This is a genomic window from Aquimarina megaterium XH134 (genome assembly GCF_000520975.1).
Classification (GTDB): domain Bacteria; phylum Bacteroidota; class Bacteroidia; order Flavobacteriales; family Flavobacteriaceae; genus Aquimarina; species Aquimarina megaterium.
Window position 1 is genome coordinate 1 of sequence record NZ_JACB01000043.1, and the last position, 26,503, is coordinate 26,503.

Sequence of the window (26,503 nt, forward strand, 5' to 3'; positions counted from 1 at the left end):
AGAGACTTTATCTGTAGCTGCCAATGGTAGTATTACTTTATCGAGTACAGCATTAACCAGTACAAATAACAGTTATCAATGGTATAAAGATGGGGTAGCAATTACAGGAGCTACCAGTAAAGATTTGGTTATCTCTAATGCTACAGATGCTGATGCAGGGATATATCATTTTACAGCTACAAATAGTATAGTTACAGGTTTAACGTTAACTCGTAATCCTATTACTTTATCAATAGGTGCTGGAGATGTTTGTGGAGTATCTGCAGCTGAGCGTCAGGCATTGATCGATTTATATAATAGTACTGATGGTGCTAATTGGACGAATATAACAGTAAATAATGAACCTTGGTTGATTACTGACTCAGCTTCTAAAGTATGCGATTGGTATGGAGTTACCGTAACCGAAGGTAAAGTGACAGAATTAAAACTTGATAATAATAATTTGGTAGGTACGATTCCAAATTCCATATCTGATTTATCAAATTTGAAATCTTTGTCCTTAAATAAGAATACTATTTCGGGAAGTATTCCTAATACCATAGGAGGGCTGGTAAACTTAACGAATTTATCTATCGACAATAATAAGTTAACAGGTACAATTCCTGTATCTATTTCTGGTTTATCGAAACTAACAAACCTTTCTTTATATTTAAATAGATTAAGTGGAGCAATTCCTTCTGAGTTAGGTAGCTTGTCGGATTTGAAGGTTCTTCATATTGGTCTTAATCAATTTCAAGGTCAGATACCATCAAGTTTGGGAAATTTGTCTAAGCTTACGTATCTATATTTAAGTAACAATAAACTAGAAGGTGAAATTCCTTTAGAATTGGGTAATCTAATAAACCTACAAACCTTAGAGATTTCTAATAATAATTTTTCTGGTACAATCCCTAGTCAAATATCTAATTTTGCAAATCTTCTTCATTTAAGATTTAAGGGCAATGGTTTTGTATTTAATAGTTTTGAAACAGAGCATCTTGCATACAAATCAAAACTTACAAATTATATATTTTCTCCCCAAGACAAAGTAGATCAAACAGAGACTTTATCTGTAGCTGCTAATGGAAGTATTACATTGTCTAGTACAGCATTAACCAGTACAAATAACAGTTATCAATGGTATAAAGGTGGAGCTGCAATTACAGGAGCAACCAATAAAGATTTGGTTATCTCTAATGCTACCGATGCTGATGCAGGAGTATACCATTTTACAGCTACTAATAGTGTAATAACAGATCTTACATTAACCCGTAACCCGATTACTCTAGAGGTTACAACGGCGGTAAATGAACTTGAGGTCACGATAAATACGAAAGACCTTCCAAATTCAGAGTTTGATATAGTATCGGGTAGTACAACAATACCAGGTGTAATAAGCGGGAACGCGGATAGCGAAACACTTGTTAATCTTGGAGCCAATACTGGAGAGAATAAAACGGTTCTTATTAATGTAAAACCTTCTCAAAATGCAGGAGCACTTCATCTAAGATTTATAGCAAATACCAGTGGTATTTCGAATGTACAGGTATCCAGTGGAGGTAATTGGCTGGATTTCTCACCCGATTTTTATCGTGTAGAAGGGAGTACAATATATTTCATGAATAAAAAAACTACTCCGGTTGTACCGTTTACAATAAATCTAATTAATGGAGTACAATACAATTCTTCGGTACCATTAACCATTAATGTTAACAACAGTATTGATCTTATCGGAGCCACTGTAGAGATTTTCTCTCCCTCAAATGCTAATATAGTTGTTCAGCCAAGTGCTAGCATTAATGGTTTTGTCTTAGATACAACATTAACAGAAGTAGGATCCTATACGTTTATCATGAAAATTCAGAATAAATCCTTTAAAGGACATTTTCTGGTGGCTGGATCTGGTCAAACAGGAAATGGTTCATTTTAAAAAGCAATAATTCATAATTACTTATAAAATTAAATAAGGTGAAAATAAATAATAAAATACACTTTTTGATAACAATACTTATGCTGCTGGTCATAGTTTATTTATGCTTTCAGCAGTATAACGCCAAAAAAAACGTAATCGTAAATGCTCAGACAGTCTTAGAAAACTATCAGGGTTTTAAAGAAGCTCAGGACTTGTTCGAGATCAAAACCAAGGAGATGCAAGATACGTTCGAAAAGCAAAAAAGTATGTATGAATCCAAATCTAATGAGCTCGAGATTATTTCTGATGAATTATCCAATCAGGAAAAGATTGTAAAGAAAGGAGAACTAGAGGTTATTAAAGCCAAAACGGTTCAGTTAGGTAAGGCAATCGAACAGAAAGTGATAGCTCAGGAAGAAGAATTACTACAAGGCGTATATAATAAGATTAATGATTTTGTTAAACGCTATGCAGAAACTCATGATATTGATTTGATAGAAGGAATAACAAATTCTGGAAATATAATGTATGCATCAGATGCCATAGATATAACACAAGATATTATAGAAGGATTAAATAAAGAATATGTTGAAGGGATTAAAGAATAGTATATACATTTTTCTGTTGATTGCCATAGGTTGTAGCTCTTCAATTAATAGTGAAAAAGAGCTTTTAAAGTGGTTAGGAGATCCAGGTCATGGATTTATAAAAAAAACAAAAGCAAATGGCTTTTTGTTATCAATGAAATATTTACCAGCAGAGTACCTAGCACTTAATGAGATGAAAAAAGATAACAAAACTGATATGAAGGATTTTCAGGGATATGTAGATAAGTTTAAAAATTCTAAAACTTTTTTGTTGACCATAAGTCATGACGAAGAAACAGTAAATGTAAGCAATTATAATGTTGCTAATCTTAGTGAATACGGGCAGAGAATAAGGGATTTAAGTTTCAATATAAAAGAAGTATTGGTTTTAAAGACAAACTCTGGTAAAAAATATAATCCTGTTTTAACCACTATGGAAAATGCATATGAAATAGCGAATAAAAAGTCAATTTATATGGTGTTTTCAGACGATCAAAAAGAAATATTGAATTCAGAACAATTAGACATTGTATTTCAGGATACTTTTTTAGATACCGGAATAAGTCATTTTGTTTTTGAAAACGAAAAAATAAATAATCTACCAAATTTAAACTTTTAATTAAGAGCACTTATGATTTCAATACGTAAGAAAAATATTAAGATCATTACATACTTTTTGTTATGTGATATGTTGATTGGAATTTTTGTACCATCAGTAGGTTCATTATATGCTTTAACATCAGGGCCTGGTTCACCAGAGTTTTCGAGTTTTGAACCTGTGGCAACTACAAATCTGGTGGATCCTTTGTCAGGTAATTTTACGTATAATCTACCTGTAATTCAAATTCCCGGACCTGATGGCGGAGGGTATGCAATGTCATTATCTTATCACAGCGGAACTTCATCAGAAGAAGAATCTTCATGGGTAGGGCATGGCTGGACTTTAAACCCAGGAGCAATAAATACAGGTGTTCGAGGCTACCCCGATGAATATAACAATGCACCAATTGATGTGTATAACAAAACAAGGCCGAATTGGACAATGTCGGGTGCCGTAAAACTTAATGTTGAAGCTTTTAGTGTTGGTGTGGGGATTTCTGATTATGTACGATATAATAACTATCAAGGAGTTTCCAGAACTTCGTCGATAGGGTTATCTAAAGGATTTGCTAGTTTATCTCTTAATCGATCAGCTACAGGAGTCACGTTTAGTGCAGCAATTAATCCTTACGCTCTTTTAAGTAATAATGGAGGTGGTGATAAGAATAAGAAAAAAACTAAAACAAAAAAGAAGGCAGAAAAAAATGATGCTGATAAAAATGCCAAAAAGAAAATGTCAGTAAAAGTTAATGCTAAGCCAAGAGGTTTAGGGTCGACTTCACTTAATGCAGCATCTACCTTTGGATTACAAACATTTACCGATGTCGGACAGTCAGTTTCTTTAACGAAACTTAAAGGAATGAATGTGAATTTAAGTTATGGATTACAGGTTAATCCAGCTGTTGCTCCTGTTGGAATTGAAGGAGGGTATATTGGTTCATTTTCTATAAACCATTCTATAGCACATCGTATTTTGAATGCTTCAGGATATATGAATGGCTCAAGTGCGAAATCTGATTATTTTACAGAAAAAGCTCAGCTTTTTGATAGACGAGATTTCTTTATTGGTATTCCTTTCAGTACACCCGATAATCATGCTCTATCTGGTGAAGGTCTGTCTGGCGGGTTTCGTGCTTTTGCAGATGGCCCAAGAACCTTTAGTAATGATGAAAATGTAAAGAATAGAATAAAAACCTATGGCGTTGGTATAGAAGGAATGATAGGTACTAATGTTGGAGTAGGGGTAAATCTTTCTTTTGGAAGGAGTAAATCAGAAATGAACTATTTCTCAGGAACGGGATCATATAGTAACCTAAAATACAGGTTTTATGGAGATATGGGAGGTAAGGTAAATTTTGCTAATAATGATATAGCAAATATAGAATTGGGTGCAAATCCAAATTTCCCCGGGGTAAAAAGAGTAAGTGCTGCTGTTAGAGATGAAGGAAAAGCGTTTTTAGACCCTGCTATTGATTCAAAAATCAATACCTCATCACATATCGAAAAATTAAGTACTGGAGGATACGAAATATTTAACGAAGCAGGAATTAAATACGGATATTCCCAACCAGTAATGGTTAGAAATACATCAAATCTTTCTTTTGGAATAGATGAAAATGATAACATAGAAAAAAATCATTTAGCATATACAACGACTTATTTATCTAATGATTATAAAGTAGATGTCTGTAAACAGGATAGAGTAACCGGAGAGGTAAGAGCTCTGCCACATGAAAATATATCGTTATTAAAAGTCATTACGACTCCAGATTATATTGATCTTGGTACCGCTGGGGTAGATGACAGCGATTTTGGTGGATGGACTTCGTTTGAGTATCATAAAAAATACGGAGAGGCAAGTGAGAAAGGAAAATGGTATCGTTGGAGAACTCCTTACAATGGTCTTTTCTATAATAAAAATTCGATCTCTGATGTTAAAGATGATGCGGGTTTTGTGACTACAGGAGAGAAAGAAGTGTTTTTTCTTAAAAAAGTAGAAACAAAAACTCATGTAGCCTATTTTGTTACCAATACATCTAACGCTGCTAGGTTTGGAGTTACGGGATCAGGGGCAAGTTATTTGCGAGGATCACAAACAGCAAGATTAGATGGTTTGGCTGCTCAGGATTTAACAACCGAAGAAGATCCTTCTTCTAAAAGTGCAACGGCAAAAGGAACAGATGAATTAGAATATCTTGAAAAAATAGTATTGTTTTCTAAAGCCAGACCAGATGTGCCATTGCAGGTAACTAATTTTCAGTATGATTATTCATTAGTTCAAAACTTACCGAATAATAAAAATGGAAATTATCCTAATAACAAAATCTCTGTAAATAGTGGGAAATTAACACTTAAAAAAGTATGGTCAGAATTTGAAGGAGTTGTAGACTCTAGAATCAGCTCATATAAATTTGGATATCAATATACATCTAATCATCAAATGGATGTCCAATATTCACTATCTGCTCAAAATCCTGATTACGGCCCGCATCTTTTGGATGCATGGGGATATAATCAATTTGATGTAAGAGGTAATGTAAATAGTGCAGAAAACAGACATCTTAATTTAATTACATGGCCATATCAGGGAGATATTCCACAAAAGCAATTTGACCCCGCTGCATGGCAGTTAAAACAAATAGTGCTACCATCTGGAGGAGAAATTCTAGTAGAATACGAAAGTAAAGATTATTCGTATGTTCAAGATAGAGATGCTATGGCAATGGTACGATTGTCAAGCGCTTCAAACACATATGATGACCCTACATATACTTTAGATTTATCTGATATAGGAGGGTATTCTGATGGGTTATGTGAAAAAATTAATGAATATTTCTTAGAAGGAAAACCTAATGCTGGTGGTGAAATTGATGTTCGTAAAAGGATATATTTTAAACTACTATATGCATTAGAAGATAATAATCCCGATTTATTAGGATGCCAATCAGAGTACATAACAGGATATGCTAAGATCTCAAAAATTACTTGTAATGGAAGCTCAATTTCTATTACTCTAAAATCGAAAAATAGAAAAAATCACACAAAATATTCAGGAAATACATTTACAGAAGAGTCCCAAGAAGATCGAAACTATAGGCTAGTGCCTAGACAAGCCTGTCATGATTATTATGTCACACAAAGATGGGGTAAATATTCTGCAGGTTGTGAGGGTAAAATAGAAAAAGAATATGAAGATGCAATTGCAGCTAGGCTTTTAGACTGTAATGGAGATATTGGTAGTACAGATTTAGGAAAAGCTATCAAAACATTAAAATATGCGCAAAAAGGAATAGAAAAATTAGCAAACAGAGGGATAAATGTTTCATTTCCTGATAGAGGTGAAACATGTAAAAAGCTAAACCCTGGTTTATCATACCTTAAAATACCTATCAATAAAGCAAAACGCGGAGGAGGAGTTCGGGTTAAAAAAGTTTTGATGTATGATAAAGGTATAGAATCTGGAGATGAAGCTACCTATGGTCAAGTTTATAAATATGAACTAGAGGACGGAAGGTCTAGTGGTGTTGCGACTAATGAACCACAAGAAATGAGAGAAGAAAACCCTCTGGTAGAATTTCTTCCTAAAAAAAATCAGTCCTGGATTAATAGGATGATTGCTGGTAAAGACAAAGAACAAACCGAAGGACCAATAGGAGAATCATTACTTCCGGCTGCTTCGGTAAGTCACTCAAGAGTGGTTGTAGAGAACATACATACCGGCAAAACAGGTACAGGGCATACTATTCATGAATTTTATACATGTAAAGATTATCCATATGATAAGTTATATGATTATAAATTATATGAAGGAAATGAAAGAAAGTTTGATTTCGCTAATAAACATCCAGAACGTGGTGTTTCTTATTCTGTACTTCAAGAAAATATGCATCACGATAGACTTAACCTTCCCAGCCCTTATTTTGCATACGGTTTTGATAAAGCGTGGGCTTCTCAAGGATTTAGATTTATACAAAATGGGATGCATGGTGTTCCTAAATCGGTAAGAACATATGGGGGTAACTATACGCATGGAAATACAAGCTATATCTCTTCTGGACAAGATTTTTATTACTATGAACCGGGAGAAAAAGTAAAACTATTTACAGGGTTTGATGGGCAAGATTCAGGTACTTATGTGTGGGATGTACCGGGCAAAGAAATGGATGTTACTCAAGAAGGATATAGTATTGAAAATGAGGATTTAGATTTTGAGTTTGAAATAGACGTAAGTGTTGGATTAACCATACCCCCACCAATATTTGTATCATTTGGCTTAGTATTTAGATACAAAGAACAATTATTAACCAAATACGCTACATCAAAGGTTATAAAATATCCAGCGATTCAAAAAAAGATAGTTTCATATACAGATAATATCGCATCTACCACAGAAAACCTTGCATTTGATTATGCTACCGGACGCTCTGTTTTAACAAAAACGTACGATGCATATCATGGTATTGATTTAACTGTTGCAAACCAAAAACACGATGGATCTATATATAACCTGAATATTCCTGCCCATTGGAATTACGATAAAATGGGGCAGAAGTCTGATATATCAAGTAATACAAATCAATTACTAGCTAGTGCAGGACAGTTTGTAACGTATGGAGCAGATGCTAACCCGATTAATGACAATGGTACTTGGAGTATTAAGTCGAATAAAATTATATCTGCGGGAGCAAGTACTTATAATGTATTGGCAGGAGTTTCTGAATGGACAAATAATCAAAGTGTAAATACTGAATATGGATCCTTAGGAAATCCATCAGTATATAGAATGCATGAAAATTATACATTTAAAGGAAACGTAAAGAAATCTTCAGATCGAAACACAAATTCTGGAAAAATTTATGAAGGTGGTATTGTAGAAAACTTTACCCCGTTTAATTATAATGCGAATTCACAGGACGAAAAATGGGTAAAACTCACAGAAGTTACTAAGTATTCACCTAATGGAGCAGCATTAGAAGAACAAGATGTTTTAGGAATATATAGCGCTTCTAAGTACGGGTATAATTTTACGCTTCCTACTATGATTGCTAAAAACTCAACCTATGAAGAAATGTATTTTGAGCATTTTGAAGATAAAGTAGGTGTCGAAACAGGCTTGGTAACAGATATAGCACACTCAGGAATATATTCAAAACAAATTGTATCTGGTGAGAGTTTACTAAAAAATGTTACTGCCGGAAACCTATTGTCAACTACTGGGGGGTGGTTAAAATTTTGGACAAAATCTGATGAAAAACTGATTAATCCACAGATTCAAATCAATGGTAATACATTGACTCCAGAGTTTATGGCAAAAACAGGAGAGTGGTCCTTGTACAGAACTTACATAACACCACAATCTTTTGTTTCTGGCCAGGCAGTTTCTGCAAGTCTAAGTTTTGAAAATCCGCAAGTATATATAGATGATATCAAATTTAATCCTAAAGAAGCACAAACAACGTGCTATGTGTATGATGTAAAATCACTTCGATTATTAACCTTATTTGATGATCAACATTTTGGGTTGTTCTATCAGTATAATGGAGAAGGACAATTGATTCGCAAGCTAATCGAGACAGAAAAAGGATTAAAAATAATAACAGAAACACAATATAATTTACCAAAAGAAAGCCGTGAAAGAATTTAAAGTAATAGCCCTGATTGCATATTGTTGTTTTCATTTTAGTGGATATGCTCAAAATGAAACCTCAAATAAATGCAGAGATAGAATTTTAGAATATCTGGATGGTATGCAGGAAGTAATATCTCCAAAGAAAGGACAGGTGTATTATATGAAATATAGTACCAATACAACTTTTTTTAAAAAGCATAACCTACCTGTTTCTTCTACCAAAAGTGAAATGCTTATCTCAGAGTATAAAATCTTTATGGATGATGAAAACATGAAGATATATGGAGATGATAAGGAAATGTTTGTGGTCTTACCCAAAATAGGAAAGATATACTGGAATGATTCTGATCCAAGGTTATTTACGGATAATAATGCACAACAAAAATTTTTAGAAATAGAGAGAACACTTTTAAAATCAATAGGCACGATTGATTGTGCAACTAATGGTAATAAACAGAAAATTACCATAGTACCCAATAAGGATTTTGAAAAAAAATCAGGGTTAATACGACAGGTTTTAGAATATGATGTGAATCAAAAAAGAGTTACAAAAGTCGAAAATCGATTTAATGAAAAAAGTAAGATCAAAAAGCAGATGGTGCACTATGAGATTATTGACTACAAGAGCTCTAAAAAAATCAAAAAACCCTTGGAGTACATTTTTAATGGAACAGAATTAAAGGGAGTTTACAAGAATTTTGAAATTATAGATAACAGAAAAAATAAATGATGTTTTGTACACTAAAAAATCACCGAAATGAAATGTCATTTTTTAGTATATCAATCCTATCGGACAACTTTAAAAATAAAATTTACAGATGAAAATTAATTGGTCACTCACAAGAATCATCTTTTTACTTTTTCTAGCTAGCGGTACATTGTTTTCGCAAGATAAAGGAGTATACTTAGATAATGTTATGTTAAGTATTCCTGGCACAGGAGAATCAACTTCGGGCAGTTTAAATTTTATTACGCCGTGTTCTACTTTTAATGTTAATGAAGGAAAAGTATGGGTCAAAATTGACCTGGGAGAAAATTACGAATTTGGATATGATAATTTTGGGGTTCCATTTGAGATAGGAATGGATCTCGAAATAAAAGTCCTTACAGACAACCCGAGTATTGATCCGGCAATATCATTTAAAGTTGAATTGAATAATAACAAACCAGAAAGTGTCGTTTTTCTCGATCTTAACCAATATATAGATACAGATAATAATAGTACAGGACTCTCTTATCTCGGAAATAAAATTAATGGTGTTCGTGCTACCATTAGTAACCTTACGAATACTGCAGTTACAATTAATACAGGAACAGCGTTAAATGTTGGACTAAACTATGAAATGAATTATGGTATTGATGTAAGTGCAAACACGGTAAGTAATTTAACAAAAACAGCTGTAGCCAATAGCAAAGCAATAGTGTTTAATTGGACAGATAGTTGTAATGCTCCGGGATACGAATTACAGATTATTAGATTATATAACACAGATCCGGCAACATCATCTGATCAAAGAACAATAACAACAACTATTGATTGGGATAAGGCATTATCATTACATGTAGACGGGGCAACAACTTCTATCGATCTCACGATGGGAGAAGGACAAGGATATTATGCATGGCGAGTTAGACCAATAGGAACGTATTACGAAAATGGAATTGGTAATAATAAAAACTGGGGGAGTTGGAATGCTCTAGATTATACAGCATGTACTTCGTGTATATTTACACTTTCAACAAGCGCTAATCAGGTATTCTTTTTTACAGATACCGACGACCAAAAAAATTACCAGTACAGTAGAGTTTTTACCGAAAATAACAAAGTAAGTGAGCAAGTGACCTATGCTACTTCTTTAAACCAAGTTAAACAAACACAACGATATATACCCTCAAAAGATTATAAGGTAATTACACAGACAATTCTAGATAATTCGGGAAGGCCTACTATAAACACATTACCAGTACCAATTGTTGGAGAAAAGATAAGTAATTACAAAGAAGGTTTTGTACAGACGAATAAAAACCTATACAAAGCAAAGGATTTTGATGAAGAGGATAATTATGGCGCTCCGGCAATGATAGATGCTACTGGTGCTTTTGAATACTATTCTGGTGCCAATGCAGATAAAAGAATACCAGATGCAGAAGGGTATCCTTTTACCAGAGTTATTTTTAGTAACGATGGTACCGATCGTGTTGTTGAACAATCAGGTGTTGGAAAAACACACATGATAGGTAATATAGCTGATGGAAAAACAAGAACTACAAGAACTTTATATTCTACACCTACAGAGGATGAATTGGTAAAATTATTTGGAGATGAAGCACCTAATCATCAGGATGTTGCAAAAATTGTAACCGTCGACCCTAATAGTACAAGATCGGTTTCTTATATCACTAAAGAAGGAAATACAATCGCTACAGGGCTTACTTTTAGTGAAGATGATACTGTGTTAGATAGTGTAAAAGATACAAATCCGGATAACACAGTTAAAGGGGTAACCGATAGAATAACTAATAATATAAAAACATCAACAGGATTTTTAGCATCTAAACGTATTACTATTTTAGAAGACGGAACAGATGTAGATATAAGTTATACAATTACAAGACCTGTATTAGATGGGTTATGCCATAATTTAGAATTAGATTTAGACTATAGTCTAAAAATTGAAGTTTTTGATATAGGTACAGGAAACGTAGTACATAGTTTTGAACAACCAACCTTAAAAGATTTAACAGATACAACAAATGACGGTATAGATAATGTTACTGTAGATTTCGGAAATGTAATTTTAAATACAGGTACATATTATATTCAAAAAACATTAGTACCTAGCGATTCTATAAAGCTTGATTTGGTTAATGCAGAGGATAGTATTAATAAACTTATAAAACCATTTTTTGATTGGATTATTGATTTTTCTAATGAAGTGGATTGTGAAGAAGAAATGGAATATCTATATAATGATATTTTCCATTTTGGTAAATTAGTATATAATAAGCAACTTGCAGCAAATATTGTTACCGATGCTACTACAGGAAGAAGAATCGCTACTGTTAATTTTGATTGCGCAGGATGCTCTGATGAAAAAATAAGTTTTAGGAGTAAAGACCCAACAGATCCTGAAGCAGATGACGAATTTTTAGATTATTACCTAGGTAGAGAAGATCAATATAAAATCACAGTTTATTATTTTGATCCTAGTGGTGATTTAAAGGCTTTTAATTATGATACCGATACCTCAATTGAGGGAAGAAGACCTGTAAAAGTTGGATTTGAAACACCATGTTGCCAGTTTCAGGTACCTATAATATTTACACCCCCTTTCCGTACTCCAATTCCAAAAGCTTTAGAAGCATATCGAAATAATAAACAATTAGATGATCAGGTGGTAGAATCCATCTCATACTTTGGGACAGGAGCAACTCCGTTAACTACTCCGAACCCAGATAATCATATAAATCCAAATCCAAATTTCTTATTAGATACAGAAAACAACTTCACTTATGAGAAACTAAACGATGGTTCGGTAACGCTTAAGAATACTGATGCTTATCCTATTGATTTTGAAGGGTATGCTATCTCTATGCTTTACGAATGTAAAAGTGCAGTTAATACTGGATATACAAGAGAAAGAGCAGCAGAAGAAATTTATGCTCAACTAGTAGGATGGCAACGACCTGGGGTTTTTAATCAAATGGTTTATCATATGGCTACAGATCAATATGGTGATCAGGATTGCCCTAAAGTAGAAGAGGATATTCCTAATCATCCAGTTCCAAATGGAAACTACGAATCTTGTGATTACCCAAAACCTAAAGTGATATTACCAGGATCGCAGTACTCTGCACAAGAATTGGCAGAATGTTGGGAACCTATCGTAATAGAACTAGTAAATAAATTATGTGTTGGTGATTATGATTTGGACTCAAATGAAGAAAATAATGTAGCAGATAGTTATGACACAAGAGGTGGCGATAGTAGAGGGCATTTAAGAAAAAATATAAAAAACTTTATCGTACGATGGATCGCAAAGCGTAAACTGGTAAGAAGAATAAGAAGACAAAATGTAAGTACTAATGGTGTTGCTCAGGATCAGGCAGAGGCAGAGCTAGGTAGTGTAGTATATAAATTCTTTGAATGTACGGGTTACAAATTTGGAGATATCATAAATGAAGTACCTAAAGACAAAGCTCCTAAGGCTAATTTCCCAGTATTTCAACCCGACTTCGATACGTTGGTGAATTCAAAAACCAATCTAAAATATACAAAATATGATCGAAAAAGGCTAACGGGCCTTATAGGGGAATGGTTAGACCTTTTTGATCCGGAAACAAGAGAACATTATTATAATATTAAAGATCCTGTGTATGCTTTTAAGTATTTTGAATATAAAGAAGGAACATTTCCTATTCTTGAAGCAGAGACCTGTTTTAGAGATCCTAATATTTGTATTGAAGAAGTAGTTAATGAAACAACAGGAGAAATTGAAGAAAAAGAGTTCGGTTGTTGTGGTGAATATCCCGATGGAACTCCCATCCCCTGTAACTTTTGTGATGTAGGATATATACAGTGTGAACAAACTTCAAAAGATTGGAATTGTGATCAACGTCTTACTTTTTATAACCTGGTAAAAGACTTTAAAGAAGAAGTGGTACCCGATGTCGTACCCGTTAATTGTGGAAATTATTTTGAAGCAACCAGTTATGTGTTAAATCCGGATTATGAAAAAGAATCAGGTTTCATATTAACCTTTACCAGTGCAGATGTATTACCAGGAACATTATCTGGATTAGAATTTTTATCAGCGGATTTATTTGCAGAAAATGGAGGGTATATCACTAATAGTTTTGCAGATATGCCACCGATTCCTCAAGATAGATGGTTTATTGATCTGGCAGGTGAACCGCAAGCTACCGGAGTTAGTATGATTGAAAATGAAGTTTCATTATTGATGAAGGAATGTAATGAGAACTGTGATGACAAACGAGAATTCTTTAAGCGAAACTTAATAGAACTGTTTGAAAACAGGTGTTATGTAATTGGCAAATGTAAAATCGACCCTAATGATAATATAGTTCCCGAGGAAGATATTGAAGCATTAGTAGAACAGATTGTACAACAATGTAAAAAGCAATGCGAGGTAGATACCTATGCTTGTATAGATGAAACATGTAGACTTTTGGGAGCACCTACACGAGTAGATAGGTCAGATCCTAACGCTATTTCTAAATATACTATCGATCTTAGTTTCCCAGAATTAGGAGTGTCTGGACCTGTAGTCGCTGGATTGTCTACCAGAGAAGAACAGAAATTAAAATATTTTGATCCGTTAACCGGGATAACAACTCAAACAAAGGAATCTCCTATAGAAGAAAACCTCCCTAGCGGATTGGTTAAGTACTCATATAACACATCGGCATATCCTTTTGTAACGATTTGGGATATTAGACAATCTCTTACCTATGCGCAATCTACCAGATCGAAACAGGCATTAGAATGGACAGTAAAATTAGATATTCCTAGTAAATGTGATAACACAGGAAATTATAATCCGGATTTGACATATGATACAAATAATTTACCTGTAGAACCTGTATACGTTTATAACAAGGATACCAAAAAATGGGAACAGCAATCTTTTGAAATATGTACAGATCAGGCAGATTATATTACTCGCCAAAACCCTAATGGACCTGGAGATACTTTTGTAGATAGAGATAAATATATCAAGACTACTAAAAAACCATTTTCTCCTACTGACCCTGATTTTGATCCGGTCGAGTCGCCAAAAACCGGAATAAATGTAGTCATTGATCCTAATAACTAAACCTATAGCAACGATGAAAAATAGAATCAAACATAGTATGATCCTGATTTTTGGGATGTTTTGTACGACACTTTTTTATGCGCAACAAAATACATTTGACTTTGAGGTTTATGAAAAAGAAAAAAATGTATTTGAAATCTCACTTCAGCTCTATGAAGCTGTGAATGTAAAGTTTATTCAGATAGATTTAATTGAAGATGGGCATGTGCTGGACAACCAGGAAGCAATATTGAATAGAAAATCAGATAATAACTTCTATTTGTTTTATAATCAAGAAGAAACCTTAGTCTATTTAGATGATCTAAAAATGATCATAGAAAAGAAATGGGGTAAAGCAAAACCGAGATCTATAACTCTAGAAGTTCGACTTTTAAATAACGAATTTCAGCTAATCACCAGAAACCGTAAACAAATCAGATAACCAACTCGAATACACACAAGATGAAAAAAATATATACTGTACTTTTTCTATTACTTACTGTAATAGGATATGCACAATCCAATGCTGATTTGTTGATAGAAACATCTACCAATGCTTCATTGGTAGTTTGCGGCGATGAAGTAACTTTTACCATTAAATTAACCAATAGAAGTAATGCTGTTTTATCTGGTATTGTATATAATTCTACATTACCGAATGGAATTACTTTGGTGAATTCGCAATATCCTAATAGTAGTAATACAGCTGGCCAGGTAAAGTTTGCAATACCTAGTATTCAGGCTAATGAAGTTACTAATTTCACCTATACTGCAAAAGGAAGCTGTACGTTATTAACCGAGTTTGATTCTGCAACACAAACCAATGAGACATTTGTTGTAAGAAATACAAATTCAGTCGCATATAAGGTAAATGCTGGGGCAGAACAAACAGTAACTGGTACTTCAGAATCGTATAATGTTAATTTTCCAGAACTATTTGTAAAGGTAAAAGATCAGGATGTTAATATACAGGTAGGTGTATTGGAAAAAGATACCGACGGTTCTGTATTTAATAGAGAAATTGAAGTAAGTAATAGTGGTCTTGGAGCTGTGAGTGAGTTTAGATTATATGTAGACTACGATGCCAATATTGATTTTAATGAGCTCAAACTATCTACGGGTCAGGTATTAACACCTATTGGGCCAGCAGTCACTTCCCCTTTAGGAGCCGGACTACAACGTTTGGAATATACAATTACTAATTTTTCAACGATAGGAAATGGTAATGCTGCTTTTGAGCAAAATGAAAGATTGATATTTATAGACAAAGTATCACTTGATGCGACAGATTGCTTATCATCTATGGCAACAAATTATACTGCAGTGTATGGGTGCAATACTACATTTTGTGAAGTCATAGATGATAAAGATGCGACTTCTGTAAATTATTTAAGCTTTGTTCAGGGAGCACCAAAATTCTCTTCAAAAACAACTCTAGTGAAATCTGGAGATTTATGTGGAGATCCTATAAAAATAAGATATACTTATACTAATTTAGGAAATGGCTCAAATGTGTCATCTGCAGATGCTGCTTTTAACTTAAGATTATTAGAGAAAGGAGATTTGTTTAAAGATTTAGGAGTTAATAAAATGCTAATCAATGGTAATGAATTGATTGGAGCTCCACGGTTTAATGATATACAGTATGATTTCTCGCTTAATGCAAATGGATTTTTTAGTACAGACCCTGATGGTGCTGGAGTTGGACTAGATGATATTGATAAAGATGGCGTATTTGATGATTTACCTGTAGGATCTACAGTAACTATTGATGTTGAATTTAATTTTGTTTGGGATGCCAATATTATTGATAATATAAGTTCTGAAAGAATAACAAACTCTACATTATATAGTACTTCGAATTCATGTGGTTCAATAAGTTATAATTATAGAGGTTTTAATGGGCTAAGTTTTGGATCATATCAACCAACTTCACCAAATATAGTAGTGCCAAATGAATTGAAAACAGGAGATACTCCAACACTGGTTTTTAATGTGAATTATAGGAATTTGTTAAGAGAAAATATAGTGTTGGGAGCTATTAACTTCTCTAAAAACTACCTTTCAAGATTTACAGTGCCAGAAGGATATAAAATAGAGAATGTCATTTGGTATAATAAAAATACAAATTCACCTGACCCTGATGCTCAGGTATTACCTGCAACTTCAATAGGAAATAATCAATACGAAGTAAGAGGAGGTGGTCAAAATGGAAGATATGAAGTTAAAGTGTTGATTGAATGCAGCGATACTTTAGTAGAAACGATAGAGGATATAAAATGGGAAATGGATGTAGACATTTGTAATGACTATAATAGTTTGGAGTTGTTAGAAATGGTTCGAGAATCATCGTCTGTATTTACAATGTTTGAGCGATGTACTACGGATCCAGGAGGCCCAGGAGGAGGAGGGGATACCTGTGATTTTAAAACAGAAACATTCGACGTTACTAGAAATACATTTGGTTATGTAGAAGGGTATAATGGATTAGAATATTATACTGCAAATCAATTAAGTTCAATACCAAAAGTAACTGCTCAAACCCAAGGAATTGAATTGAAAAAAGGATATCCTCTTGATAAGGTTTTAGTGACGTCAACAGGATTGTTAAATACAGATGCCGGAGAATCTTACAACAAAATCTCATTTGAGATGGCATTTAACCTTCCAGAAGGTGTTAACATAGGTTTATTGGAACATAATACTGATGGATTTCTTTTAATCAATAATACGAGTTATGGATTAACTAACCCTTCTGTTCAGGTAGATAGTAGGAATAGAGTTACGTATACTTATACTATTCCTGTAAGCGCTGTTTCTGGATCAAATATCTCTTTAGAAGTAAAAGATTTAGAACTTAAATTATTAAAAAAATCAAATATAACTTTAGAACCAGGGGCTTATAACCTTTCCGTCTTTAGAGGAAAGTTTTTAGGAGAAAACAATTCGGGAGTTGATGGATGCGGCCCTTCAAAAGGAACAAATTTTGAATTGTATGTTCCGAAATCTTCTGCATATGTTATAACAAATAACCGTAGAAGTTGTAATAGTTATAATGGTTATAGATATCCATTAGCTGGTTTTAATGTAACTTCTGCTACACGAGGGGATGATTTTGTTAATGAATATAGACCATTAATATTACCTGTTAGATCAGTATATAATTTACCAGATGGATATCAGTTACAAAATGAAAATCCGTATTCAAATTCTCCTCATTTCTTTAATAAAGATAATTCTGCGCTTCTAAACCCTTTAACTAATTATAATTTAACCAATAATACGATAGAATTATTTTTGAATGAATTAGCGTTATTAAGCGGAGATAAGCATGTAGGTACTAGTTCTTTTTATAATGCTATAGAACCAATTTGTGAAGATAATTATTCAGTTCCTCCATTAGGAAATATAAAGAAATTTCCTATGGATTTGTTTTATATCGACTTACTTGAAGACCCTTCAGTGACTATCGATTATTTTTCTTCTTTAAATAAAGAAAATATTATCAATTTTATAGAAGAATTCAATGTGCCATATTCTGTTTCAGCAAATCAGGTACAAGAAGGATTTGAAAGAAAGACAGACTGGCCAATACAATTTTGTAACGATAACAATTTTTATGCACTTAAAAATGCTTGGATCGCATTAGAATTAAAAAATGAAGATCAAAGCACAATTTTAATAGGAGCTAAAGATCAGGATGGAAATATGATTCCCGAAGAGGATATCATATTTTATGGCCCTATAAATCCCCGTTCTGGCAAGCCTAAAAATATGTTAATACGATTAAATGGGACTATTATAAATGCAGAAACTTGTGTTACCATTTATCCAATAGCAGAATATAGAGTTTGCGAAAATGATGTGGAACAAGATATAGATTTAATAGCTGGTTGGTATTGCGATTCATGGCCCCTTTCGGGAGAAGCATATGATGAAACTTCAGAGTTGACAGCAGTAACTTCAATAAATAACCCTGGTATTTTAACTTGCCAATATGAGTACAAAAAAGATATAGTAACCTTACGATACAAAACCGGAGGAATTGATTGGGAAGTAAACCGAGTAGGCAATGAAGTAGACCTTTGTGAGGATATTGCTTTTGATGTAAAAGTAGTAAGCTCTAAGTTTGCCAATGTATATGACACCAATGTTACTGTTGATTTACCAGTTGGAGTTTCTGCTTCAGATGTAAGTACGATAACTTATACCTATAGTGGAGCATCAGCTACAGTACCTGCTTCTTTTATACAACAAAATGTATCAGGTACCCAAGATCTAATCATCAAAGCATCAGATTTAGTAACTTCTTTATTGGTAGCATCAGGAGATCTTACCGATGCAACAGAAAGTACGATCCCAGGAATTCGTTTACCCGGTAAGAATGAAATTAGCTTTAGAATAAGCCTAAATTCAGATTGTAACTATAACCCGGGAAAACCAGTTAAGTTTTTCCTAGAAGGAACTACCAACTGTTCAGAAAATATCAATCTTCAGTTTGATCGTTTTATTCCGCTTAAAGGATTAACTACTCCGGATATAACAGTAGACATTACAGGTAGTAACTTTTTGGTTTGTAATGATAGTAATGAAGTAACTATAGCAGTGGTAAATGCAAGTGTTAATCCTATTGCTCAACAACAATTGGTAGTTACATTACCAACCGGGGTTACTTATGCAAATGAGGTAAGTGGTTTTCCTGCACCTACAAGTACTACGGCAACTACAGTAACCTGGAGTCTAACGGATTTAGATACTAATAAAAATCAAACTTTTAAAATAAATACCCGTTTAACTAATCTATCGGGAACTAGTTTTGAGTATCAGGCAGAAACCATACAAAACGGGCAAGCTACTTGTATTTCAAATAATCAGGTTTGTGACCTTGAGGTTACTACAGCTAGTGATACTGTAGAAGTGGTAAACTCTCCGTTTCCGGGAATAACGATCAATACATTAAGCAGTTCTCCTGTGTGCGAAGGTGAAGATGTGGTGGTAGAAGTTGTACTTTCTGGAGCATTAGTAGGAGGAAGTTATACCTATACCTGGAATGTACAGCCTATATCTTCTAATGGTAATCAGTTTACTTTTAGACCATTAAATTCAACATCATTACAAGTTACTGTACAATCTGCAACAAACCCTGCGCCTAATTGTAGCGGTACTGCAACTGTAGATGTAGAAGTATACCCAAGTGCAGAGATAAACCTTACTTTGGTAGATGGTGTAAGTTGTTCTGGTAAGTCTGATGGTAAAGTTACCGTTAGCATTACAGGAGAACAAGGCACTGGGTATTTAGAGCAAGAGCCTTTCGAAATTGTAAATTCTACCTATCCTAACCTGGTTACTATTGGTCAACAATTAACAAATGGGCAGGAATTAACTATAGAAAATATACCCGAAGGAAATTTCAGTATTACATTCAAAGATAATTACGGTTGTCAATTTGAAAAATCAATAGCAATTGGTGTTGTAGATAAACCTATAGATGAATTATGTGTTTCGTTATTACCTTGTGATGTCACAAGTGGTAATGTAACGGTATCATTTAATACGCTAGATGTCCACCCATCTCTTACAGGAACAAATTATACAGGAAGGATATATAAAGTTACAGGAGGTACATCTGAAGATATTGTTACTTATACAGGAACATTTCCTGATGCACAAAGTCATGAGCTTATAAATGCAATAGTTGGGGATAGTTATTATGTAGAAATCACTGCAGCTAATGGATGTATATTTTCTACTCCTTTTAGACCGAGAACTATTGGAGCTAGTGTAACTATTAAAGAAGATTCTCCTTATCTGGAAGTTTGTTTTGCTAATGACACTTTAGATGTAAACTTTGAATTAAAAAATAATGGGAATTCCTGTTCAATTTATACTGTTTCGGGGTATACTGTATTCTTTGGAAGCGTAGATAGTGAAGGAGAATTCGTAGGAACACCAGAAGTGTTTGATGATATTCCGTCATTAGGAAGTGACCCTACACCATTTCAATTACAGAATGTTGGTCCTGGTAATTACAAAATTTTTGTTCAACCAAGTGCTGTTACATCATATAATGGTGCTCTTGAAGCTTGTGGGACATCGAAATACTTCAATATAAAGGCGCTTTCTAACTTATCCGTAGATACGATCGCTAATAATCCACAATGTGCAGGAGAAGATTCTGGTAGTGCAGAGGTTGTGGTAACAGGAAATTCAGGAGCGGTTAGCTATGAATGGACCAATACTGCCGGCGAAGTGGTTTCGATAGGGTATATTGCTACAGGGCTTATAGCTGGTGAATATAGTGTAGTAGTTGCAGATGAGAGTGGATGCGGAGCAACAGATCCGGTTAAAGTAACCTTAGAAGATCCAACACCTTTAGATACTCCAATAATAGAAGATATCCAAACCAGCTGTGATGCAGTTTCTGGATCAGGAACAACGGGAGGTACAGTATCTGGATATACATCAGGAACTGCACCCTATACATTTACATGGTATTTGGTAACCGAAGAAGAAGTTCTTCCTCCAGACGGAGATCCCGTTATTGAATTGGTAGAAGAATTAAAATACCAAGAAATTGTTCAGGAAGGTGGTACTTCTAGTTATCCTGGTATTACACCAGGTAATTATAAGGTTGTCGTAACAGATGCTAATGGTTGTACTGCAGAAACAGTAGTTACAGCGGTAACACAACCTCCGGTAAGACGTAATTATAATATATGTTTAAGTTGGGTATCTCCGACTCAAAAAGAAAGAAATGATACAGAACCAGATACTACTCGTACGGTTAAACCTATTGGTCCATCTACATTTAATCAAGCGATCGCATCCAAAGTAGAACTTTGTGTTGTTGAAAATATAGATAAGTTAGAGGCTAATGTAAATGAGGTTCTTTATAATACAGGAGGACTAGATGATGAGGTGACGTTAAAATATACTCAGGGAACAAGTGATACTTATCATTTCACTCTATACTATTATGATCGTGCAGGTAACCTGGTACGTACAGTACCACCAGAAGGAGTTCGTACGGTTAGCGATCGTAGTGCAACTGCACATACATATGTTACGGGATATGACTATAATAGTATTTCACAATTAGCTAGTCAAAATACACCAGATGGAGGTACTTCACAATTCGTATATAATGATATTGGTCAATTATGGTATTCTCAAAACGAGCGCCAGCAACGAGAAGGAGTATTCTCCTATATAGTATATGATGAACTGGGGAGAGTGCGTGAAGGTGGAGAAGCCAAATTAAATGGAAAAATATTCCCTGCCGATTTCTTGATTAATAATCAGGCAAATCCACAAGTGGCAATCGATTTACCAATGATTGATAAAACTGAATATATTCAGACCACTTATAATGATAGAGTAGAAGAAATTTCTTATCGAGATCAAAAACAACGTTTTTTACGTAATAACGTAAGTTTTATTAATAATAAAGATAAAAACGGTAAGCTTACTAAAACATATTACAGCTATGATCCACATGGTAATGTAGAGTGGTGCGTACAGGAACTCCCAGGGATCGGAAGAACAACAGTTGCCTATACATATGACTTAGTATCGGGTAATGTAAACGAAGTTCATTTCAATAGAGGGCGAGTAGATGAATATCGTCATAAATATACCTATGATGAAGATAACAGAATCGTATCTGTAAAAACATCTAAAGATGGTTATGTATGGGATGAAGATGCCCGATATGATTATTATCTACATGGCCCATTAGCAAGAACCGAACTAGGTGAAGATAAGGTACAGGGATTAGATTTTACCTATACCATTCATGGATGGTTAAAAGGTATTAATACTCCTGATCTTGCACAGAATGCTTATAATCCAGATGCAAATAATAAACGTGGTGATGCCGCAACAAAACATGCCAAAGATGAATTTGGTATGGTATTAGGCTATTATCGTGGAGATTTTACTCGTGATGGAGTATTAAATTCTGGACTTACGGCGGCTAATCCGTTTAATCTGGAAAATGCAGTAAACGGCGTACAACAGAACTTGTATAACGGTAATATTAGCACCTGGACTTCTCAGGTCGCAGAAGAAGCGAAAGAGAAAAATAGGGCGAGTTACCTTACCGGAAATAACTACCGATATGACCAGTTAAACCGAATCAAATCATCAACTACACAATTGTATAGTGATACCAATCAAACCTATGGTGCTATAGGGGGCAGTGCCAATGCCTTTAAAACATCTTATGAGTATGATAAAAATGGTAACCTACAACGATTAAAACGGCATAAAGATGACGGACAGCTAATAGATGATCTAACGTATCACTATAACCTTGAAGATCCAAACTTATCTAATCGTTTAACATATGTAGATGATGCTGCAGGACAAGTAAGTACAGTAATCAATGATTTACCTGATCAAAATGTAGGAAACTATGAATACGATGAAACAGGGCAGTTAATTCGCGATAATAGCGAAGGACTACGTTATGTATGGACAGCCGCTGGTAAAGTATCAGAAATTATCCCGGATAATACGGGTAATCCTGATACGCAAAAAGTACACATGTCATTTACTTATGATGGTATGGGTATGCGTGCCATGAAGCAAGTAAACCGTATGCCATATAATGTAACAGGAGAAGGTCCGCAAATTCATAATCCGGCAGCAATAGAAACAACCTATTACACTTGTGATGCTTCTGGTAATGTAATGGGAATCTATAAACGCGAGGATGTTAAGGTAAATCCAAATGATGCAACCGATAATACCTATACAGCAACGTTTAGCATCTCAGAGAGACCTATCTATGGTAGTGATCGTGTTGGACAGGATGTCTTTAGCGAAGTAATCTATACGCGTACCTATGGATTTGATACTATAGAAAACTATGAAGAGGTAGCAGTACAGTTTATGAGTAATATCACAAACGCACTAGACAATGTATTCTTAGTACAAAATGATAGTAAAGAGTTAACAGATACAAACGGTGCTGTAGTGCAGGTTCCTGGAACCAAGATGGCGAAAGCTAAAGCAGATCGAACGTTTAATGCATTACAGTATGAAGCTTTACAACAAGAAAATGAAGCTATTGTACCTATTGTAACAGATAATAATGTTTTCTTAATCGAGAATACACAGGGTGAAGTAATAAGTTACGGTGCAGTAGCAACTAATTACTTTAGTACTGATCCCGATCGTTCTGTATTATTGATCTACGATGCATCAGGTAATCTGGTATCAGGATTAGAAACTATTAATGTTGATACAGCTACATCAATTGATCCGCAGGCAAAAACAGTAGTAGTAAAACACCCATCTAATCCTAGTGAGTATTTGATATTCTATAGAGATACAGCTTCAGGGTTACATTGCGCAACCTTACGTAATAGCGGCGGAGTATCGATTACGGGTCACCAAAACTTTGCCTATAGCAATTATGGGCGTCATATGGCAGTGATCCAGGACGAACAACAAAAAAAGGCATATCTTTACGCCACCATGCATACCGATGGTACTGTAACGACGCCACCGGGAACCAACCTGGTTCGTTTTACAATTGGTGAAACGGGAACTGTAAGTTTTGATGGTACATTGCTACCAGCATACTTTGATAGTTTCGATGCAGCAGGTAATGGAGAGTTGCAGATCGCAACCGATGGTACGGCAATAAGTGTGTATCATAATATCTCATTACCCGCACAATGGACCGCAGCTACAGATGCAGAAATTCGCACCTGGCAGCTCGATCCGGATACGAAACTACCAGTAGTAGCAAGTGTATCGACTATTGCAGTAACCAACGGTAATATTGGTAAAGGTTCTTTGATAAACACAGGAGATGATATCTATTATACGCAGTATACGCAGGAGGTAACAACCAATGCAGATACTAAGGTCGTAAAACGAGCTTCAGATAACCAGGTAGTAGCTACTAACGCATTAGGGGACCTTAGAGTAAATAAGGATAATAAACTCTACCAGTTTGTAGGTACAACGAATAGTGGGCAGGAATGGAACCTAGATACTCAAACCAGTACAGTACTAAATAATTTACCTGCTGCTACCGGAGGAGTAACAGGATACCAACCGTATCAACCGTATACTATTCTTACTACAGAAGATCAGGCAACCAGTGGATTGGTATATCGTGATCTGGGTAATAAGTATTATGAGATTAAGGATCACCTTGGTAATGTACGAGTAGTGGTAAACGATCGTAAAAATCTGGACCCTGCTACAGGAGACTTAACGGCTAAGGTAGAAAGCTATAATGGTTACTATCCGTTTGGGATGCTACAACCTAATCGACATAAAGACTCTAAATCCTATAGATATGGATTCCAGGGACAAGAAAAAGACGATGAAATTAAAGGTGAAGGGAATAGTGTAAACTATAAGTATAGAATGCACGATCCTAGATTAGGGAGGTTTTTTGCAGTGGATCCGTTGACTGCCAAATATCCATATTTGAGCCCTTATCACTTTTCGCATAATTCGCCAATCTACACTAGAGAGATTGAGGGGTTAGAAGGAGAATTTTATGTGCTAGATTTAAGAAAGCAAGAGCCAAAACTGAAATTCAATAAGACTGTTGATTATTGGCTAGTCCCTAATTCTATTGAAACGGACTATGTGGTAGTAGAAGTTCCCGGAAATAACAATTCTTACATTTCCTATACTTTTACAGCAGTAGGTGGTAATAACATGATGAGTAATGGAGAGACAGGAACTGGAAATTATATTGAGGATTTTGAAAAGTTCAAAAAAGATCCAATAAGTGCTATTTATAGTGGAAATTATGTTAGTGATCAAGAAATTTTAAGTCATTTAGCAAAGGATATAGTTGTAGGAATGATTTTGGCAAGAGTAGCTAAAGGAATGAGAGTTAAAGTGCCTGAAAATGGTGCACCACCAATTACTCGTGCAAATAATGTAAAAGGCTGGAAAGTTGGGGATCCTATCAATAATCTGACTCGAGCTGGAAATGTACCATCTTGGTCTGCGGTACGAGCAAGACATTGGAAAAATAGAGCGAAGAATGCAAAGTCAGGGGAATTCACCAAAGATAATCTGGCAAGAATGAAAAAAGGTAGAGCACCACAACGTTACAATGAAGAAACTGGAAAGATGGAAAGTATGGAATTAGACCATAGACCACCGCAAAGGGATGGCGGGCTATTTGATTTTGAAGAAGTTTGGCCAGATGAACACGCTGCACAAGACCCATACAGACATACAGGAAATAATAATGGAAACAATGGAGGATAATAATATTTTAGATTTAGATAAACTTTTTAGAGAAGCAAAAGGAAAACCTGTTGGGATTAACGGAAAATTTTTAGTACGAATAGATCGTTTTAATCTACCGGTAAAAAAAATACCTTTAAATTTTTGTTTCATTGAGACAAATAGTGAGTGGAAACAAGGGTTTATTTTGAAAACCAAAGGAACTTTTAAATTAAACTCAAAGGATACTATTAGAGATGCCATTGTGTTATGGGAAGATACAGCTCCAAAGGATTTTGTTGTGAATGTCAACTCTAAAGATGGGAAACTTTTAATTTATAATGTATGGGATTTTGGGAATGGAATTACTCAAGCATGGCATAATGGAGCTGCAATTGAAATAAAGCAGATAACTAATAATAAAAGAGTTTATTATTGCAATGATGGTCATCCTAATTTAGATCTTAATAATTTGGTGTTCAGTATGACATGGTAAGATCTAATGAAGGTGTAATCTATACACTTAGTAATAATAACAATAATAAAGACAAAAGCTACCTATTTCTAGGTAGCTTTTGTCTTTATACTAAAGAGGGTTTTATCTATATAAAATGTGTTTTATATAGATTAATATCAAAAAAAATAAAAAAAATATTTCCCAGTCCCGAAAAATGAAACTCAGGACTCGTATTCTTGTACTGTGAAAAACGATGTAGTGCGAAGATTGAGTATGATTTTTATAAGATTTAGCTTAATGTAAAAGCATGGT

9 protein-coding genes are annotated in these 26,503 nt (G+C 34.5%); all 9 read left to right on the top strand.

All coding sequences use genetic code 11. The annotated features are described in order from the left end of the window. Positions 1–1,909 (top strand): immunoglobulin domain-containing protein (locus Z053_RS30435; protein ID WP_051476114.1); only part of this gene is annotated, 1,909 nt, incomplete at its 5' end. Between the two features lie 65 nt (positions 1,910–1,974). Next, a complete protein-coding gene (locus Z053_RS0121450) occupies positions 1,975–2,499 on the top strand; it encodes an OmpH family outer membrane protein (protein ID WP_152538365.1) in 525 nt (174 codons plus the stop codon). Next, a complete protein-coding gene (locus Z053_RS0121455) occupies positions 2,477–3,097 on the top strand; it encodes a hypothetical protein (RefSeq protein ID WP_025667021.1) in 621 nt (206 codons plus the stop codon). The genes Z053_RS0121450 and Z053_RS0121455 overlap by 23 nt, the downstream gene beginning before the upstream one ends. A gap of 12 nt (positions 3,098–3,109) precedes the next feature. Then, positions 3,110–8,722: a hypothetical protein gene (locus tag Z053_RS0121460; RefSeq protein ID WP_152538366.1), complete on the top strand. Its 5,613-nt coding sequence runs from the start codon at positions 3,110–3,112 to the stop codon at positions 8,720–8,722. Next, a complete protein-coding gene (locus Z053_RS0121465) occupies positions 8,709–9,437 on the top strand; it encodes a hypothetical protein (RefSeq protein ID WP_025667023.1) in 729 nt (242 codons plus the stop codon). Before Z053_RS0121460 ends, Z053_RS0121465 begins: the two co-directional genes overlap by 14 nt. A gap of 88 nt (positions 9,438–9,525) precedes the next feature. After that, positions 9,526–14,544 carry a hypothetical protein gene (locus Z053_RS0121470; RefSeq protein WP_025667024.1) on the top strand — a complete coding sequence of 1,673 codons (5,019 nt, stop codon included), beginning with the start codon at positions 9,526–9,528 and terminating at the stop codon, positions 14,542–14,544. A 13-nt stretch (positions 14,545–14,557) separates the two neighbouring features. Beyond that, positions 14,558–14,965 (top strand): hypothetical protein, encoded by a 408-nt coding sequence (locus tag Z053_RS0121475; protein ID WP_025667025.1) that lies wholly within the window; start codon positions 14,558–14,560, stop codon positions 14,963–14,965. Between the two features lie 20 nt (positions 14,966–14,985). Continuing rightward, entirely contained in the window at positions 14,986–25,776 is a 10,791-nt protein-coding gene (locus tag Z053_RS0121480) for an RHS repeat-associated core domain-containing protein (RefSeq protein ID WP_025667026.1), read from the top strand. Beyond that, positions 25,757–26,230 carry a hypothetical protein gene (locus Z053_RS0121485; RefSeq protein ID WP_025667027.1) on the top strand — a complete coding sequence of 158 codons (474 nt, stop codon included), beginning with the start codon at positions 25,757–25,759 and terminating at the stop codon, positions 26,228–26,230. The genes Z053_RS0121480 and Z053_RS0121485 overlap by 20 nt, the downstream gene beginning before the upstream one ends. Positions 26,231–26,503: the final 273 nt, after the last annotated feature.

What these genes read in the sequence shown, in the direction of transcription:
- Z053_RS0121455 (WP_025667021.1), top strand. Translation starts at nt 2,477, where the DNA reads ATGTTGAAGGGATTAAAGAATAGTATATACATTTTTCTGTTGATTGCC.
- Z053_RS0121460 (WP_152538366.1), top strand. Translation starts at nt 3,110, where the DNA reads ATGATTTCAATACGTAAGAAAAATATTAAGATCATTACATACTTTTTG.
- Z053_RS0121470 (WP_025667024.1), top strand. Translation starts at nt 9,526, where the DNA reads ATGAAAATTAATTGGTCACTCACAAGAATCATCTTTTTACTTTTTCTA.
- Z053_RS0121475 (WP_025667025.1), top strand. Translation starts at nt 14,558, where the DNA reads ATGAAAAATAGAATCAAACATAGTATGATCCTGATTTTTGGGATGTTT.
- Z053_RS0121480 (WP_025667026.1), top strand. Translation starts at nt 14,986, where the DNA reads ATGAAAAAAATATATACTGTACTTTTTCTATTACTTACTGTAATAGGA.
- Z053_RS0121485 (WP_025667027.1), top strand. Translation starts at nt 25,757, where the DNA reads ATGGAAACAATGGAGGATAATAATATTTTAGATTTAGATAAACTTTTT.